17 protein-coding genes are annotated in these 16,593 nt (G+C 58.5%); 10 read left to right on the forward strand and 7 right to left on the reverse strand.

Features of this window, described 5'->3' with window-relative positions; translation table 11 throughout:
- Positions 1–21 precede the first annotated feature (21 nt).
- From pspE to pspA, 5 genes are read right to left on the reverse strand one after another with little or no spacing between them, the layout of a single operon-like run.
- Positions 22–336, reverse strand: a complete 315-nt coding sequence (gene pspE / locus JLG71_RS15950; protein WP_014229028.1) for a thiosulfate sulfurtransferase PspE — start codon at positions 334–336, stop codon at positions 22–24.
- Between the two features lie 33 nt (positions 337–369).
- Complete coding sequence (pspD, locus tag JLG71_RS15955) at positions 370–600, reverse strand: phage shock protein PspD (protein ID WP_004101464.1); 231 nt, start codon at positions 598–600, stop codon at positions 370–372.
- 19 nt (positions 601–619) lie between these two features.
- Entirely contained in the window at positions 620–979 is a 360-nt protein-coding gene (gene pspC, locus JLG71_RS15960; RefSeq protein WP_004850207.1) for an envelope stress response membrane protein PspC, read from the reverse strand.
- A complete protein-coding gene (pspB, locus tag JLG71_RS15965; protein WP_004101459.1) occupies positions 979–1,203 on the reverse strand; it encodes an envelope stress response membrane protein PspB in 225 nt (74 codons plus the stop codon). The genes pspC and pspB overlap by 1 nt, the downstream gene beginning before the upstream one ends.
- Positions 1,204–1,253: 50 nt before the next feature.
- On the reverse strand, positions 1,254–1,922 hold the full coding sequence (gene pspA, locus JLG71_RS15970; protein WP_004121203.1) for a phage shock protein PspA: 669 nt from the start codon (positions 1,920–1,922) through the stop codon (positions 1,254–1,256).
- Positions 1,923–2,074: 152 nt separating this feature from the next.
- Here pspA and pspF point away from each other — a divergent pair, with 152 nt between their 5' ends.
- On the forward strand, positions 2,075–3,064 hold the full coding sequence (pspF, locus tag JLG71_RS15975) for a phage shock protein operon transcriptional activator (RefSeq protein ID WP_014838225.1): 990 nt from the start codon (positions 2,075–2,077) through the stop codon (positions 3,062–3,064).
- On the opposite strand, the gene JLG71_RS15980 is transcribed toward pspF, so the two are convergent.
- Together JLG71_RS15980 and JLG71_RS15985 are read right to left on the reverse strand one after the other, a co-directional pair.
- Complete coding sequence (locus JLG71_RS15980) at positions 3,055–4,446, reverse strand: MFS transporter (protein WP_004850201.1); 1,392 nt, start codon at positions 4,444–4,446, stop codon at positions 3,055–3,057. The two genes, pspF and JLG71_RS15980, sit on opposite strands and share 10 nt — an antisense overlap.
- A gap of 25 nt (positions 4,447–4,471) precedes the next feature.
- Positions 4,472–5,641, reverse strand: a complete 1,170-nt coding sequence (locus JLG71_RS15985) for a M20 aminoacylase family protein (protein WP_032719778.1) — start codon at positions 5,639–5,641, stop codon at positions 4,472–4,474.
- A gap of 169 nt (positions 5,642–5,810) precedes the next feature.
- On the opposite strand from JLG71_RS15985, the gene JLG71_RS15990 reads away from it, so the two are divergent.
- The 9 genes from JLG71_RS15990 (at position 5,811) to JLG71_RS16030 (ending at position 16,587) form a co-directional block, all read left to right on the forward strand.
- Complete coding sequence (locus JLG71_RS15990) at positions 5,811–8,117, forward strand: helix-turn-helix domain-containing protein (protein WP_200913675.1); 2,307 nt, start codon at positions 5,811–5,813, stop codon at positions 8,115–8,117.
- A 170-nt stretch (positions 8,118–8,287) separates the two neighbouring features.
- The gene (locus JLG71_RS15995; RefSeq protein ID WP_004850195.1) at positions 8,288–8,572 is read left to right on the forward strand and encodes a hypothetical protein; all 285 of its coding nucleotides are present in this window, start codon (positions 8,288–8,290) and stop codon (positions 8,570–8,572) included.
- A gap of 363 nt (positions 8,573–8,935) precedes the next feature.
- On the forward strand, positions 8,936–10,579 hold the full coding sequence (gene sapA, locus JLG71_RS16000) for an ABC transporter substrate-binding protein SapA (protein WP_048261852.1): 1,644 nt from the start codon (positions 8,936–8,938) through the stop codon (positions 10,577–10,579).
- Positions 10,576–11,541, forward strand: a complete 966-nt coding sequence (gene sapB / locus JLG71_RS16005; protein WP_004850191.1) for a putrescine export ABC transporter permease SapB — start codon at positions 10,576–10,578, stop codon at positions 11,539–11,541. The genes sapA and sapB overlap by 4 nt, the downstream gene beginning before the upstream one ends.
- Entirely contained in the window at positions 11,528–12,418 is an 891-nt protein-coding gene (gene sapC, locus JLG71_RS16010) for a putrescine export ABC transporter permease SapC (RefSeq protein WP_004139490.1), read from the forward strand. Before sapB ends, sapC begins: the two co-directional genes overlap by 14 nt.
- The gene (gene sapD / locus JLG71_RS16015; RefSeq protein ID WP_004850183.1) at positions 12,418–13,410 is read left to right on the forward strand and encodes a putrescine export ABC transporter ATP-binding protein SapD; all 993 of its coding nucleotides are present in this window, start codon (positions 12,418–12,420) and stop codon (positions 13,408–13,410) included. The genes sapC and sapD overlap by 1 nt, the downstream gene beginning before the upstream one ends.
- A gap of 1 nt (position 13,411) precedes the next feature.
- Positions 13,412–14,221 carry a putrescine export ABC transporter ATP-binding protein SapF gene (gene sapF, locus JLG71_RS16020; protein WP_004850180.1) on the forward strand — a complete coding sequence of 270 codons (810 nt, stop codon included), beginning with the start codon at positions 13,412–13,414 and terminating at the stop codon, positions 14,219–14,221.
- Positions 14,222–14,458: 237 nt separating this feature from the next.
- Positions 14,459–15,247: an enoyl-ACP reductase FabI gene (gene fabI / locus JLG71_RS16025; RefSeq protein WP_004121225.1), complete on the forward strand. Its 789-nt coding sequence runs from the start codon at positions 14,459–14,461 to the stop codon at positions 15,245–15,247.
- Positions 15,248–15,429: 182 nt separating this feature from the next.
- The gene (locus JLG71_RS16030) at positions 15,430–16,587 is read left to right on the forward strand and encodes a carboxymuconolactone decarboxylase family protein (protein WP_048261850.1); all 1,158 of its coding nucleotides are present in this window, start codon (positions 15,430–15,432) and stop codon (positions 16,585–16,587) included.
- Positions 16,588–16,593 lie beyond the last annotated feature (6 nt).

Genomic DNA, 16,593 nt, shown 5'->3' on the forward strand with positions numbered 1-16,593 from the left:
CCGCTGCGACGGGGCTGAAGATTATTTGCTGGCGCTTTTCGGCCTGGCGATCTGACTGAGGCCGCCGGCATTCACCACCTGCGTGTAGCCCATTTCGCTCAGCATCTGCTGAGCCTGGCCAGATTGCCGGCCAACGTTGCAATAGACGTGAATGGTATCGTTTTTATCCGGTACTTCAGCCGCAATCCGCGTTTTTAAATCCGCCAGCGGGATATTCACCGCCCCGTCGACGTGTTCTTTTTGATACTGCTGCGGAACGCGGACGTCAATCCAGTGCTCCGCCGCGAAGACGGGTAAGGCCATGGCCAGCGCTAAACCCAGAAGCAGTTTTCGCATTTTATCATCCTGATAGAGTGAGTTTTTAGGCACTCATAACATACGCCATCCGCGACGTTTAGAAAACCGCTGCGCCGCCCGGCTGAGCATCGGTTCCAGAACAAGCATCAGCAGCATTTTCAGCGGCCGACGCGCGACGGATTTTACCGCCCAGCCTGCGACGCCCGCCGGGCCGTAGCGCAGCGCGGTGAGCAGCACCAGCTTGCCTGCGATTTTCAGACCCGGTTTGACTTTTTGCCCGGCCTGCTGCCATTTCATGTTCATTATTAACCTCAACTTTCAGTTATAGCTGGCGAAAACGACTGCGTAGCGAAAAGGTGTCGGAAGTGACGTAGCGTTCCATTTCACGCAGACGACGCTCCCCTGCTGCCAGCTCCTTATCCGCGGCGGCCAACAGCTCTCCGCTGCTCGGCGTTTTTTCACCATACAGCTCGCTTTCCGGCATAGGATCCAGCGCAAACGAGAGAATGATGTAGGCCACCACCACAAACAGGAACAGGCCAAAAATCATTGCCAGTACGGTAATCAGGCGCACCAGCTTAACCGGCACGTCCAGGTACTGCGCGATGCCGGCGCAAACCCCTTTCACCATGCCCTGCTGCGGAATGCGCCACAGTTTTTTACTCAGATCCAGTCCGCTCATTATTTCTCTCTCCAGTTCGGATGCTCAGCGTCAAGAATCGCCTCCAGCGCCTGAATACGCTCGCGCATGCGCTTCGCGTCATCGGTCAGCTGCAGCAGGCGCTGCTGTTCGTTCTGCGATAGGCTGCCGCTGGCGGTGCGGTTGTTGTAATGCAGCCAGAGCCAGACCGGCAAAACAAACAGCACAAACAACGTCAAAGGGATGGCGAGAAAAAGCATGCTCATGTGAACTCCTTGCTGATGGCGGCGGCACGTCTTGGTGCCGCCCGAAGACATTACTGGTTATTTTGATTCATTTTGGCTTTCAACGCCGCCAGCTGCTCGCTGATTTCATCGTCCGCTTTCAGATCGGCGAACTGCTGATCCAGCGATTTATCTTTACCGAAGCGGTGGCTTTCGGCTTCGGCTTCCATATGATCGATACGGCGTTCAAACGATTCAAAACGCGCCATCGCCTCGTCAATCTTACCGCTGTCCAGCTGACGGCGAACGTCGCGGGAGGAGCTTGCGGCCTGATGACGCAGCATCAGCGCCTGCTGACGGGCGCGGGTTTCGCTGAGTTTGTTTTCCAGCTCGCCAATCTCTTTTTTCATCCGCGCCAGCGTTTCATCAACCAACTGCGCTTCGTTTTCCAGGCTGCCGATAAGGTCGGTCAGCTTCTGCTTTTCGATCAGCGCCGCACGGGCCAGATCCTCTTTCTCTTTACGCAGCGCCAGCTCGGCTTTTTCCTGCCATTCCGCCTGCTGGGCAACGGCCTGTTCAATACGACGGCTCAGCTGTTTCTTTTCAGCCAACGCCCGCGCCGAGGTCGAACGGACTTCAACCAGCGTGTCTTCCATCTCCTGGATCATCAGCCGAACCAGCTTCTGCGGATCTTCCGCTTTCTCCAGCAGAGAGTTAATGTTGGCGTTCACGATGTCGGCAAAACGAGAAAAAATACCCATAATTTCAATCCTCATAGTTCTGGTATCAGGCACCGGCCTGTGCCATGACTAATACAAATGCCGTGCCAAGTTTTTATCTTATTGATTTTAATGGAAGTGGTTGTTATCCGGCCAGCGCATTGCTAAAGTGACCTGGTGAATCACACTACTAAATGGCGAAATTCATCATGGCGGATTACAAGGACAACCTGCTCGGCGAGGCCAATAGCTTTCTTGAGGTGCTGGAGCAGGTCTCAAGACTGGCGCCGCTCGATAAACCGGTGCTGGTGATTGGCGAGCGCGGAACCGGCAAGGAGCTGATCGCCAGCCGTCTGCACTTCCTCTCTTCCCGCTGGCAGGGGCCGTTTATCTCCCTGAACTGCGCGGCGCTCAATGAAAATCTGCTCGATTCGGAGCTGTTCGGTCATGAGGCCGGCGCCTTTACGGGGGCCAGTAAACGTCACCCGGGGCGCTTCGAGCGCGCCGACGGCGGTACCCTGTTTCTCGATGAGCTGGCCACCGCGCCGATGCTGGTACAGGAAAAACTGCTGCGCGTGATTGAATATGGCGAACTGGAGCGCGTCGGCGGCAGCCAGCCGCTACAGGTTAACGTCCGCCTGGTGTGCGCGACCAACGCCGACCTGCCGCAAATGGTGGAAGACGGACTTTTTCGCGCCGACCTTCTCGACCGTCTGGCCTTTGATGTGGTGCAGCTGCCGCCGCTGCGCGAGCGCCAGAGCGATATCATGCTGCTCGCCACCCAGTTTGCTATCCAGATGTGCCGCGAGCTCGGACTGCCGCTGTTTCCCGGCTTTAGCGAACGCGCCGCCATGACGCTGCAGAACTACCGCTGGCCGGGGAATATCCGTGAATTAAAAAACGTGGTTGAACGCTCGGTCTACCGTCACGGCAGCAGCGAGCGCGAGCTGGATAATATTATTATTAACCCCTTCCGCCAGCAGCACGCGGCGACGCCCGTCGAAGTGGAGAAGACGCCTGGCCCCACGCTGCCGCTCGATTTACGCGCTTTCCAGCAGGAGCAAGAAAAAAGCCTGCTCGAGAGAAGCCTCGAACAGGCGAAGTACAATCAAAAGCAGGCGGCCGAACTGCTGGGGCTAACCTACCACCAGCTGCGGGCGCTGCTGAAAAAACATCAGCTTTGACCTGTACGCGGAAGCAGCAGCGCGCTCACCGCCATTGAACCCAGGCAGAGCGCGGCGTTAAACCACAGCGCATACTGCGCCGCGCTGGCCATGCCGAGCGGTAAAAACAGCGCAAAAAGTGACGCTGTCACCGCAATACCCATCGCTCCGCCGAGCGAACTGCCCATCTTATAGATCCCCGAGGCCACGCCTACCTTATTCTCAGGAGCGTTAACCACCGCGGTGTCCGTTGACGGGGTGGCGTAGCAGCCCAGGCCGAAGCCAAACAGCACGTTGCTGAAAAAGACCGTGACGATATAGGTCGATTTATCGAGGAAGGTGCAGGAGATAAGAAGAATACCGACCGCGGTAAAGACCGGGCCGCTCATCATCGGCAAACGCGCGCCGTAGCGTTGCAGCAGCTTCTCGCCCACCCGAATCATCGCCAGCACGGTAACCAGATAGCCGAGCGTCATCATTCCGCTCTCCAGCGGGCTCAGATGATGCCCCTGCTGGAGCCAGATGCTGGCAATCATCATCGTACCGATGGCGCCGTTGAGCATAAAGTTCGACAACACCGCGGCGCTGTAGGCCCGGTTGCGAAACAGCGCGAAATCAATCAGCGCCGCGTCGCCCTTACGCTGGCCGCTGCGGATAAAAAACAGCCCCGATGCCAGCGCGCCGGCCAGCATCGCCAGCGAGGTTGCGCTGGTCCAGCCCCAGCCGTGGCCTTTGCTGATAAACAGATTTAGCAGCACCAGCGCAAGGATCAGGCTGAGCAGGCCGCTGATGTCCAGCTTATGCTGCTGCGCGCTGGCGCTGCGGCTTTCCGGCGTACCGCGCAGCAAAAACAGCGCCGCCAGCGCTACCGCGATGGAGAAAACAAAGATCCAGCGCCAGCCCAGACCGGTGGCGATCGCCCCGCCGACAAACGAACACAGACCGCTGCCGCCCCACGAGCCGATGACCCAGAAGCTGACCGCCCGCTGGCGCGCTTTGCCTTCATACCAGGTTTTAATTAACGCCAGCGTCGCCGGCATGATGCAGGCGGCCGACAGCCCCTGTAAAACGCGCCCGGCGAGGAACAGCGCGGGTCCCTGAGAGAGCACCAGCATTGCGCTACCGACAATGCTGAGGATCAGGCCCAGGGTAGTCATGCGCATGCGGCCGAATTTATCCGCCAGCCCGCCGCTGGCGACCACGAAGCAGCCGCTGAATAACGCGCTCAGGCTCACCGCCAGGGTCAGGGTTTCCAGCGAAATATCGAGGCTGCTCTTCATCGCCGGAACCACGTTAATCACCGACTGGGCAAACAGCCAGAAGGTCAGAACGCTCAATACAATACCCGCCAGCAGACGATCGGTGCCGACGAACTGCGCTTCGCTTAGCGATACAGAACTCATAGCAGGGTCCTCTTCGTTGCGGACATTAACGCAAATAGTGTTCCGTCAGGGCGCACCACAGCGCGGCGCCTTTCAGCAACAGCGCATCGTTGAAGTCGTATCCCGGGTTATGCACCATGCAGCGATCCGCTTCGTCCCCGGCCCCGATAGTGAAATAGCAGCCGTTCGGATTGCGCTCGAGCATAAAAGCAAAATCTTCGCTGCCCATAAACGGCTTCACCTCGCCGACCTGCGCCTCGCCAAACAGCGCGGTCGCCACCGTGCGGACCATCTCATTGGCAGCCGGATCGTTCCTTAAAACCGGGCTGCCGTTAACGTGGGTTAAGGCGGCGCTGGCGTTAAAGCTCTCGGCCTGAGCAACGGCGATATCGTGAATGCGCTGCAGGACGGTCTCGCGAACCTGTTCGTTTAAGGTGCGCACCGTGAGCTTCATTAACACCTTGTCGTTGATAATGTTCGGGGCGTGCCCGGCCTGAATGCTGCCCACGGTCACGACCGCCGGTTCAAACGGCGTGATGTTTCGGGAAACAATGGATTGCAGCGCCAGGGTGATATGACAGGCAACCAGCGTGGCGTCGACGGTATGCTCCGGTACCGCGCCGTGTCCGCCCACCCCTTTGACTTCAATATGGAGAGTATCCGAGGAGGCCATCATCGCCCCATCGCGCAGGCCGATTCTGCCTAACGGCTGCCCCGGCATATTATGCAGGCCAAAAATGGCATCGCAGGGGAACTGGTCAAACAGGCCGTCTTCCAGCATGACCCGACCGCCGTAGAGTAATTCCTCAGCAGGCTGAAAAATAAGCTGCAGGGTGCCGTTAAACTGCCGGGTGCGCGCCAGATATTCCGCGGCGTACAATAGCGTGGTGGTATGGCCATCGTGGCCGCAGCCGTGAAAACGACCGTCGACCCGGCTGGCCCACGCTTTGCCGCTCATCTCCTGCATCGGCAGGGCGTCCATATCCGCCCGTAGCCCCAACCGTTTTTTACCCTCGCCGACGCGTAAAGTACCGACCACGCCGGTGCCCGCCAGACCGCGGTGAACCTGATAGCCCCATTCGCCGAGCAGGCGGGCAACCTCTTCGCTGGTTTTATGCTCTTCAAAACCAATTTCCGGCTGCTGATGGAAACGGCGGCGAAGCGCGACAAACTGCGCCTCGTTAACCTGTAATGCCTCAATAATCGGGTGTGTCATTTTTATTATTCCTGTGTTGTGTTTGCACGACACTTTCGAGTTTATGCATCCCTGTTGGCTTTAAAATGCGCTTTTTTGTTTTATAGTGACGGATTATTAATGAGTGTTTTTCATACAAAACGGTTATGACAAAAAATGACGTGCTGTTTTTTGTCTTCAGGAGGCGACGGTGGAGCATCATTCAGGCGACTTTCAGGTTGTGGTTCGCGATATCCGGCAGCTGAGCCAGCAGGAAAACGATGCTCTGACGCTGCTATGGCTGCTTGAGGGCAGCGTCGAACTCCGCGATGGCGAGACGGGTCGGTACCTGCAGGCCGATGAACTGGCGATAGTGAATCGTCATCGCCGCTGGAGCCTGCACAGCAAGACGGCGAACGTCGTGATGGTGCTGTCGCTGAACGCCGGATGGCTGACCCGCCTCGACGGCGATTTTTTTGCCTCCGCCTACCAGAGCAGCAGCGAAACCCGCGATGCCGAAGACACCCTGCGCTACCTGATGCGCCAGCTGCTGGTCCTCGGTCTGGTCAATCCGCAGGCCCACTACCGGCTGGAGGCCAACCGCTGGCTTAGCGAAATTGCTCTCCTGCTGGCGTCACGCTTCAGCCGTCCCCTCACCGCCCAGGCGTCTCGCGGAGCCGAACGCTGGAGCCAGCGAATTAACAGAGTGGTGGCGCGAATCGACGCCAACTATCAACAGCGCCTGTCGCTGCAGGAGATAGCCGCCGCGGAGTTTGTTTCTGAGGCCTGGCTCTCGCGTCTGTTCCGCAAAGAGGTGGGCGTCAGCTTTATGCAGTACATCACCGGGCTGCGCCTGCGCAAAGCCGCGGAGCAGCTGACGACGACGCGTCAATCGATACAGCAGATCGCTCAGCAGCAGGGCTTTGCCAGCAGCCGGGTGATGAGCGACCTGTTTAAACGCGAGCACGGCCTGACGCCGCGCCAGTTCCGCCAGCAGCACCCGCAGACGGCGGTCGAATCTCTCCGCCCGCACCTACAGCAGACCGAGCGATGGCAGCCGGTGTCAATCGATCGGCTGTACGCCCGGCTCAACGCGCCGCAAACCTACGGTCTGGATAGCCCGCCGCTGCGGCTCAGCCCCCAACAAACCCGCCATCTCGATGTTCGCGAACTCCCGGCGCGCGGCGCGCCGCTGCGTCACACCCGAATGGTGATTACCGTTCGTGAACTGGACGATCTGCTGCGCGAGGATGTCCGCCGCGAACTGGAACAGCTGCACGACGCGCTGCCGATATTCGCCATCGATATTCACGATCCGTTTCTCAGCAGCCGCCTGTTCGGCACCGGCTGGGACGATCCGCAAATGGCCGGGTATGCCTGCTGGTATAACCTGCAGCGCATTTTTAGCTGGCTGGCGACCCAGGGCTTGGCGGTGATACTGCATACCGGACTCACCACCCGCGGCGATCTGCTGCAACGTTTCCTCTCTCTGTCCGCTAACCATTTTCCGCCGGCAACCCTCGCCAGCTGGCACTTCGTATGGCACTGGTCCCCTCAGGCCAGCGACGAAGCCCGCCAGCACGCCTGGCGGCAACAAAAGGCGATCCTGCAGAGGCTATCGCCGCAGTCGGCGCTGGGGATCTGGCACCGTTTTCCTCAACAGGTGGAGGACGATCCCCTTCTGCGTTCACCGCTGCTGGTCGAGGCGGATTTTCTGGCCTGCCAGGCCGATGCTAATGAACTGCTGGATCTCGCGCAGGTGGATAGCCAGAAACTGGCCGCCAGCGAAAACTATCCGGTACACAAATTGCGCAAACTTCATAGCGCGCTGCGCCAGCGGCAGCTCCTGCTGCCGCTTTGGCTGCTCTCGTGGAATACCCTCACCGGCGATACCCGCGATACCAACGGCCGTTTCTTTCGCGGCGCGCTGCTGATGGATAATCTGCTGGGACTGGCGGATCAGGTTTGGCTCGCGGGGTTCTGGCTGAATTCAGGGCTGCAGGGGGAAGCCCGCGCCAACGGCAAGCTGGATACTTCCAGCCTGGCGCTGCACTATCTCCACGGTCTGCCGCGACCGGTCTACTGGGTGCTATGGCTGTGGCGCAGGCTGCGGGGCGAGGTGGTGATCAACGACAAGAACTTGCTGCTGCTGCGCCATAACGGCCATTATCAGCTACTGCTGCGCAACACGGTAGTTTTCAATCCCTGGCTTTCCAGCGAGGAGGCGTTTATCCAGCGCTTTAGTCAGCCCTGGAGCGTGCGCCTGCTCGGCCTTGAAGGACGCTGGCGAATCAAACATCACCTGTTCGATCGGCACCATGGCGCGCTCTTCCCGCTGTTTGAGGCCTTTCGCAGCCAAAGCGGACCGGACGATGAGGACTATCGCTGGCTGATGCACAGAGCGCGTCCGGCGCTGCGCGTCAGTGAAGAGACGCCCGATAGCGACCGCTGGCAGCTTGTCGATTCGCTGGAGAGCAATGCGCTGGCGCTTTATGAATTCACGCCGCTCGGCGATTGAAAAGTGACAGCGTCACTACCCTGCTTCTTTCTGCAAGCGGCCTGTGCCGTGAAAAATAGCTTTTGCTTGCGCGGCAGCCCGTTCGCATGGGGTTAAAAAATTGTAACTAGCAAGATATCCTCATGTGAACTATCATCAGCGCATCATGACTCAATGGACTGAAAATAAAGATGATTCCGGTTAATCCTTCAACGCTCGGCCGCTATGCGGCGCACGTCAGCCTGGTCCATACCATGAAAAGCCACCGCGCGCCGGCGCTCTCGGTCATGATGATCTTTTCGGACCTGCTTATCCGCTCAACCGAAGATGCATATCGTCAACAGGGCTGGACAATTACGCCGCAAAACAGCGGCCTGGTACTGCGTACTTATGTTGCCCACCATCACGATGGCGAAAAGCTGGAAATTAATCCCAAAGATTACATCGCCCGCTATAACCGACTCCTTCCCCTGTAGCGCCTCGACCGCCAGCCAGCCGTACAGCCACGGCTGGCTGGAGAAACCGCCAATAAAAAGATACCATGTGGCGGATATCGGGGCTTCGACGCAAATAAGCGCCATGCTCAATACCCATAGCTTCCTCAAGCCGTGCGGCAGATGAATCGAAAATACGCTTTGCTCAACCCCTCGCTTGCCTGATGACAAACGTCGGATGATTTACGAGGTATACTCGAAGTTAATAAGCAGTATGAATTTGAATCAGTTGGTCAAATAACCGACGCAGCCCTCGCTTATATTATCTCCATGAGCAATAAGGTGGTGGTAAATGTTATTTAATATTAATAAGATAGAGCCTTGCTCTATAATCAAAAAGAAACTATGCGCCTGAAATTGTCTTCTCTCCTGGCAGCGGTATGTATGCTGTACGGGCAAGCTTTTGCCGCGCCAGCGCTGCCTGCGCACGCGGATATTCGCGATAGCGGCTTCGTTTATTGCGTGAGCGGTCAGGTCAACACCTTCAACCCGCAAAAGGTCAGCAGCGGCCTGATTGTCGATACCCTGGCCGCCCAGCTCTACGACCGGTTGCTTGACGTCGACCCCTATACTTATCGCCTGGTTCCCGAACTGGCAGAAAGCTGGGAGGTGCTGGACAACGGCGCAACCTACCGCTTCCACCTGCGCAACAACGTGCCTTTTCAGACCACCGCCTGGTTCAAACCGACCCGTAATTTTAATGCCGATGACGTCATTTTCACCTTTGGCCGCATTTTTAATCGCGACCACCCGTGGCACAACGTTAACGGCAGCAGCTTTCCCTATTTCGATAGCTTACAGTTTGCCGACAGCGTGGAAAGCGTGCGTAAGCTGGATAGTCATACCGTCGAGTTTCGCCTCAAACGCCCGGACGCCTCGTTCCTGTGGCATCTGGCCACCCACTACGCCTCGGTGATGTCGGCAGAGTATGCCGCGAAGCTGGCGCAGAACGATCGCCAGGAACTGATCGACCGGCAACCGGTCGGCACCGGTCCGTTCCAGTTGGAGGAGTATCGCAGCGGTCAGTACATTCGCCTGCAGCGCCATCCGGCCTACTGGCGCGGTAAACCGCTGATGCCGCAGGTGGTGGTCGACCTCGGCTCCGGCGGCACCGGCCGCTTGTCAAAACTGCTGACCGGCGAGTGCGACGTGCTGGCCTGGCCCGCCGCAAGCCAGCTCTCTATTTTGCGTGACGACCCGCGTCTGCGCCTGACCCTGCGCCCGGGAATGAACATCGCCTGGCTGGCGTTTAACACCGCTAAGCCGCCGCTCGATAATCCTGAGGTGCGCCATGCGCTGGCGCTGGCCATCAATAATCAGCGCCTGATGCAGTCGATCTACTACGGCACCGCGGAAACCGCCGCGTCTATGCTGCCTCGCGCCTCCTGGGCCTACGATAACGACGCCAGGATCACCGAATATAACCCCGCGGAAGCCCGAGCCCGGCTGAAAGCCCTGGGGCTGGAAAATCTAACGCTTAAGCTGTGGGTGCCAACCAGCTCGCAGGCCTGGAACCCCAGCCCGCTGAAAACCGCCGAGCTTATTCAGGCGGATATGGCGCAAATTGGCGTGAAGGTGATTATTGTGCCGGTAGAAGGTCGCTTCCAGGAGGCCAGATTAATGGATATGAGTCATGACCTGACGCTGTCCGGCTGGGCAACGGACAGTAACGATCCGGACAGCTTTTTCCGTCCGCTTTTGAGCTGCGCGGCGATTACCTCACAAACCAACTATGCTCACTGGTGTCATCGCGAATTCGACGAGGTGCTGCAAAAGGCGCTCACTTCCCAGCAGCTGGCTTCGCGCATTGAGGCCTACAAAGAGGCGCAGCGCATTCTTGCCAATGAACTGCCGGTGCTGCCGCTGGCCTCCTCCCTGCGCTTGCAGGCCTATCGTTACGACATGAAAGGCCTGGTGCTGAGCCCGTTTGGCAACGCCTCTTTCGCAGGCGTCTCGCGGGAAAAAGAAGACGAGGTGAAAAAACCATGATTATTTTTACTCTGCGTCGCCTGCTGCTGCTGCTGATTACCCTCTTCCTGCTGACCTTTGTCGGTTTTAGCCTGAGCTATTTTACGCCCCACGCGCCGCTGCAGGGTGCCTCGCTGTGGAACGCCTGGCTATTCTGGTTTGAGGGCGTGCTGCACTGGGATTTCGGCGTTTCCAGCATCAACGGTCAGCTGATTTCCGAGCAGCTTAAAGAGGTCTTTCCCGCCACCATGGAGCTCTGTATCCTCGCCTTCGGCTTCGCGCTGGTGGTCGGGATCCCCGTCGGTATGCTGGCGGGCATTATGCGCAACAAATGGCAAGATACCCTGATCAGCGCCCTGGCGCTGCTGGGCTTTTCGATTCCCGTCTTCTGGCTGGCGCTGCTGCTGACCCTGTTTTTCTCCCTTACCCTGGGCTGGTTTCCGGTCTCCGGGCGCTTCGATCTGCTGTATGAAGTGAAATCGGTCACCGGCTTTGCGCTGATCGACGCATGGCTATCCGACTCTCCGTGGCGCCATGAAATGATCGTCAGCGCGGCGCGCCACATGGTGCTGCCGGTGCTAACCCTGGCGGTAGCGCCGACGACGGAAGTGATCCGTTTGATGCGTATCAGCACCAGCGAAGTATACGACACCAACTATGTCAAAGCCGCCGCCACCCGCGGCGTATCGCGGCGGACGATTTTACACCGCCACGTCCTGCACAACGCCCTGCCGCCGGTGATCCCGCGCCTGGGACTGCAGTTTTCCACCATGCTAACGCTGGCGATGATTACCGAAATGGTCTTTAGCTGGCCGGGGCTGGGCCGCTGGCTGATTAACGCGATTCGCCAACAGGACTACGCCGCGATCTCAGCGGGCGTGATGGTCATCGGCGCGCTGGTGATTATTGTGAACGTGATATCCGATATTCTGGGTGCTATGGCTAACCCACTGAAACATAAGGAATGGTATGCCCTACGATAGCGTCTATCTGGAGAAGCGCCCGCCGGGTGCGCTGCGCACCGTATGGCGAAAATTCTACGGCGATACGACCGCCATGATCGGCCTGTACGGCTGTGCGGCGCTGGCGCTGCTGTGCGTTTTCGGCGGCTGGTTCGCTCCTTACGGCATCGACCAGCAGTTTCTCGGCTACCAGCTGCTGCCGCCGTCCTGGTCACGGTACGGCGAAGTGTCGTTCTTTCTCGGTACCGACGATCTCGGTCGCGACGTCCTGAGCCGCCTGCTGAGCGGCGCGGCGCCGACGGTCGGCGGCGCGTTTGTGGTGACGCTGGGCGCCGCCCTGCTGGGACTGGTGCTTGGCGTGATTGCCGGTTCTACCCACGGCCTGCGGTCTGCGGTGATGAACCATATTCTTGACACGCTGCTATCGATCCCGTCCCTGCTGCTGGCCATTATCGTGGTCGCCTTCGCCGGGCCGCACCTCAGCCACGCGATGTTCGCCGTCTGGCTGGCGCTTCTGCCGCGGATGGTGCGTTCGGTCTACAGCATGGTGCATGACGAACTGGAAAAAGAGTACGTTATCGCCGCCCGCCTTGACGGGGCCTCGACGCTGAATATTTTATGGTTCGCGGTGCTGCCGAATATTACCTCAGGCCTGGTCACCGAGATCACCCGCGCGCTGTCGATGGCGATCCTGGATATCGCTGCGCTGGGCTTCCTCGATCTCGGCGCTCAACTGCCTTCCCCCGAATGGGGAGCGATGCTCGGCGACGCGCTGGAGCTGATTTACGTGGCGCCGTGGACGGTGATGCTGCCGGGTGCGGCTATCATGATAAGCGTCCTGCTGGTTAATCTGCTGGGCGACGGGATCCGCCGCGCCATCATCGCCGGGGTGGAATAATGCCGTTACTCGACATCCGTAATTTAACCATTGAATTCAAGACCAACGAAGGCTGGGTGAAAGCCGTCGATCGCGTCAGCCTGACTCTCGCCGAGGGGGAAATACGCGGCCTCGTCGGGGAGTCCGGCTCCGGCAAAAGCTTAATAGCTAAAGCGATATGCGGCGTCACCAAGGACAACTGGCGGGTAACCGCCGACCGCATGCGCTTTGACGACATCGATCTGCTGCGTCTGTCGGTGCGCGAGCGGCGTAAGCTGGTGGGCCACAACGTCTCGATGATTTTTCAGGAGCCGCAATCCTGTCTCGACCCTTCCGAACGGATCGGCCAGCAATTAACGCAGAATATCCCCGGCTGGACCTTTAAAGGCCGCTGGTGGCAGCGCCTGGGCTGGCGCAAGCGGCGCGCCATCGAGCTCCTGCACCGCGTCGGGATTAAAGACCATAAAGATGCGATGCGCAGTTTCCCCTACGAGCTGACGGACGGAGAGTGCCAGAAGGTCATGATTGCCATCGCGCTGGCTAACCAGCCGCGGCTGCTGATCGCCGATGAGCCGACCAACGCCATGGAGGCCACGACGCAGGCGCAAATCATCCGCCTGCTGACGCGGTTAAACCAAAACAATAACACCACTATTTTGCTGATCAGTCACGATATGCAGATGCTCAGTAAATGGGCGGACAAAATCAACGTGATGTACTGCGGGCAGACGGTGGAAACCGCGCCGAGCGAAGAGCTGGTGACGATTCCTCATCACCCTTACACGCAGGCGCTGATTCGGGCGATTCCCGATTTCGGCAGCGCCATGCCGCACAAGAGTCGGCTCAACACCTTGCCGGGGGCGATCCCCTTGCTCGAACAGCTGCCCATCGGCTGCCGGCTCGGGCCGCGCTGCCCCTATGCCCAGCGCGAATGTATCGAAACGCCCCGGCTGGTGGGCGCCCGTAACCACCTCTATGCCTGTCATTTCCCGCTGAACATGGAGAAAGAGTGAAATGGTCGAAACATTGCTTGAAGTGCGCAATCTGAGTAAGACCTTTCGCTACCGCACCGGCTGGTTTCATCGGCAAACGGTGGAGGCGGTTAAGCCGTTAAGCTTTACCCTGCGCGAGCGCCAGACGCTGGCGATTATCGGCGAGAACGGCTCCGGCAAGTCAACGCTGGCAAAAATGCTCGCCGGAATGGTCGAACCCAGCACCGGCGAACTGCTGATTGACGATCGCCCGCTGGCGTTTGGCGATTACTCTTTCCGCAGCCAGAAGATTCGCATGATCTTTCAGGATCCGTCGACCTCGCTCAATCCGCGGCAGCGTATTTCGCAAATCCTCGATTTTCCGCTGCGTCTGAACACTGACCTTGAACCCGAGGCGCGGCAGAAGCAGATTATCGAAACGTTGCGAATGGTTGGCCTGCTGCCGGACCACGTCAGCTACTACCCGCATATGCTGGCGCCGGGACAGAAACAGCGTCTGGGCCTGGCGCGCGCGCTGATCCTGCGTCCGAAGGTCATCGTCTGCGATGAAGCGCTGGCGTCGCTGGATATGTCAATGCGCTCGCAGCTGATAAACCTGATGCTGGAGCTGCAGGAAAAACAGGGTATCTCCTACATTTACGTGACTCAGCATCTGGGCATGATGAAGCACATCAGCGATCAGGTGCTGGTGATGCATCAGGGCGAAGTGGTCGAACGCGGCAGCACCGCCGACGTTCTGGCGTCTCCGCTGCACGAGCTGACAAAACGCCTGATTGCCGGTCATTTCGGCGAGGCGCTGACTGCCGATGCCTGGCGTAAAGACGGTAAATAAACCGAGGCGTAAATTGCACGGCGCTAACGCCAGGTCGCCGTCATATCCGATGGTATACTCTTGTATACGCGGTAGCCAAAGCGCGATATGACGTGGCGAATGGCAGAAAAATATCGTGACACAAGGGGTCGTCAGTGGGATATAATTCCCGGCTAAATTTGAGTTATTTTGAAATAACAATGCTAACCAAATGATTGTTAAAGTAAAAATACGCAATAACGATAAGGATTAAAAGCTATGGGTTTTCTTTCCGGTAAGCGCATTCTGTTGACTGGCCTTGCCAGCAAACTGTCCATCGCCTACGGCATCGCGCAAGCCATGCACCGTGAAGGGGCTGAACTGGCGTTCACCTATCAGAACGAAAAACTGAAAGGTCGTGTGGAAGAATTTGCCGCCGCGCTGGGCTCTAATATCGTCCTGCCGTGCGATGTCGCGGAAGATGAGAGCATCGAATCTCTGTTCACCGAGCTGGCAAAAGTGTGGCCGAAGTTCGACGGTTTCGTCCACTCTATCGGCTTTGCGCCGGCAGACCAGCTGGACGGCGACTACGTTAACGCGGTGACTCGTGAAGGTTTCAAAATCGCTCACGATATCAGCGCCTACAGCTTTGTGGCGATGGCGAAAGCCTGCCGCGGTATGCTGAACCCGGGCTCCGCCCTGCTGACGCTCTCCTACCTGGGCGCAGAGCGCGCCATCCCGAACTACAACGTGATGGGTCTGGCGAAAGCCTCTCTTGAAGCTAACGTGCGCTACATGGCGAACGCCATGGGCCCGGAAGGCGTTCGCGTTAACGCCATCTCTGCCGGTCCGATCCGTACCCTGGCGGCTTCCGGTATTAAAGATTTCCGTAAGATGCTGGCGCACTGCGAAGCGGTCACCCCGATCCGTCGCACCGTCACCACTGAAGACGTGGGCAACAGCGCAGCATTCCTGTGCTCCGACCTGTCTGCCGGCATCTCCGGCGAAGTCGTTCACGTTGACGGCGGCTTCAGCATCGCCGCCATGAACGAGCTGGAACTGAAATAAGTTCGTTACCCTCCTCGCGCCCGCGAGGAGGGGTATTTCCCCCGCGCTTTCCTTCTGTTATTCCAATCCGCTATTTGTTAGCACGGATCAATATTTTCTCCCGCTCCAGGGTTAAGCCAGGATAGTTCCGCATAGCATGACCGCGAAACGGCGGTTTGCCACATACCGAACAAGGAACGCCCATGGAGCAACGCCGCGTTAACGGCAAAAACCACTGGTATCATGAGACCCAGTCAACAATCTGCCCGGTGGATGTATTGCCGCTCGTCCCTGAAGCCGCCCATGTCGAAGATCGTTTTCTACTCGATCTGACTCTCCCCCGGGAGCTGCTCGAGGCGCATGCGCGCTGGCTTACGCCGGCCCGTCGGCTGGCAGATGCCCTCTTTCCCGCGTCAGTGACGGTTAACCGTCTACAGACATTTAGCGCCTATGACCGGCTAAGTACGGCGCTGACCGTCGCCCAGGTTTATGGCGTACAGCGCCTGTGTAATCACTACGCCGCTCGCCTGGCGCCGCTTCCCGGCCCGGACTCCTCGCGTGAGAGCAACCGTCGTCTGGCGCAAATTACCCAGTATGCGCGTCAGCTCGCGAGCTCTCCTTCGCTGATCAACGCGCTCGCCCGCAGCCAGCTGGACGAAGTCGGCCTGACCAGTCGCGATATTATCCTTATCAATCAGATTATTGGCTTTATCAGCTTCCAGGCCCGCGCTATCGCCGCCTTCCATGCCGCGCTGGGTTACCCGGTGCGCTGGATCCCCGGCATGCCGCAGCAGGAAGATGCCCCGGAAGCGCTTTTCGTCGCGAGGGAGAGTGACTGGCAGCCAGGACTTGACGACGCGGACTTACGCTATGCCGACGATGAGCGCCAGTCTCTTTTAGCGAACTGGCGAAAACATCCGGGCCTGTTTGAACTGGCCCCGCTGCTGGCGGCTCAGGAACCTCCTCTGGCTCTGCTGGAACAGCTCCTGACCCACCTCAGCGATCGGCAACCGTTCGCCGCGCAGGTGGCGCTGATCGCTGCGCGAATTAATGGCAGCATCAGTTGCTTTAACGCGTGGGCCTCGCGATGTCCAGATTTAGCCGATCTCACGGACGCTTTGCGTGGTAATGAATCCGGCGTCCAGCCATGGGGAGACAACCCGTCAATGGAACGCCAGCTTCTACAATCCGTACAGCTTTTGACCCGCGCGCCCGACCGCTTCAGCGCCGCCCAGCTAACTCCCCTCACTGATTACGGGCTTTCCCGTAGCGCGGCTATCGATCTACTCGCCTGGTGCGGGCTGTGCGGTTGGATGAATCGGCTGAAAATCGCCCTCGGGAATGTACGTCAGGAGACGTAAAATGCT

Source organism: Klebsiella michiganensis (genome assembly GCF_015139575.1).
Taxonomy (GTDB): domain Bacteria; phylum Pseudomonadota; class Gammaproteobacteria; order Enterobacterales; family Enterobacteriaceae; genus Klebsiella; species Klebsiella michiganensis.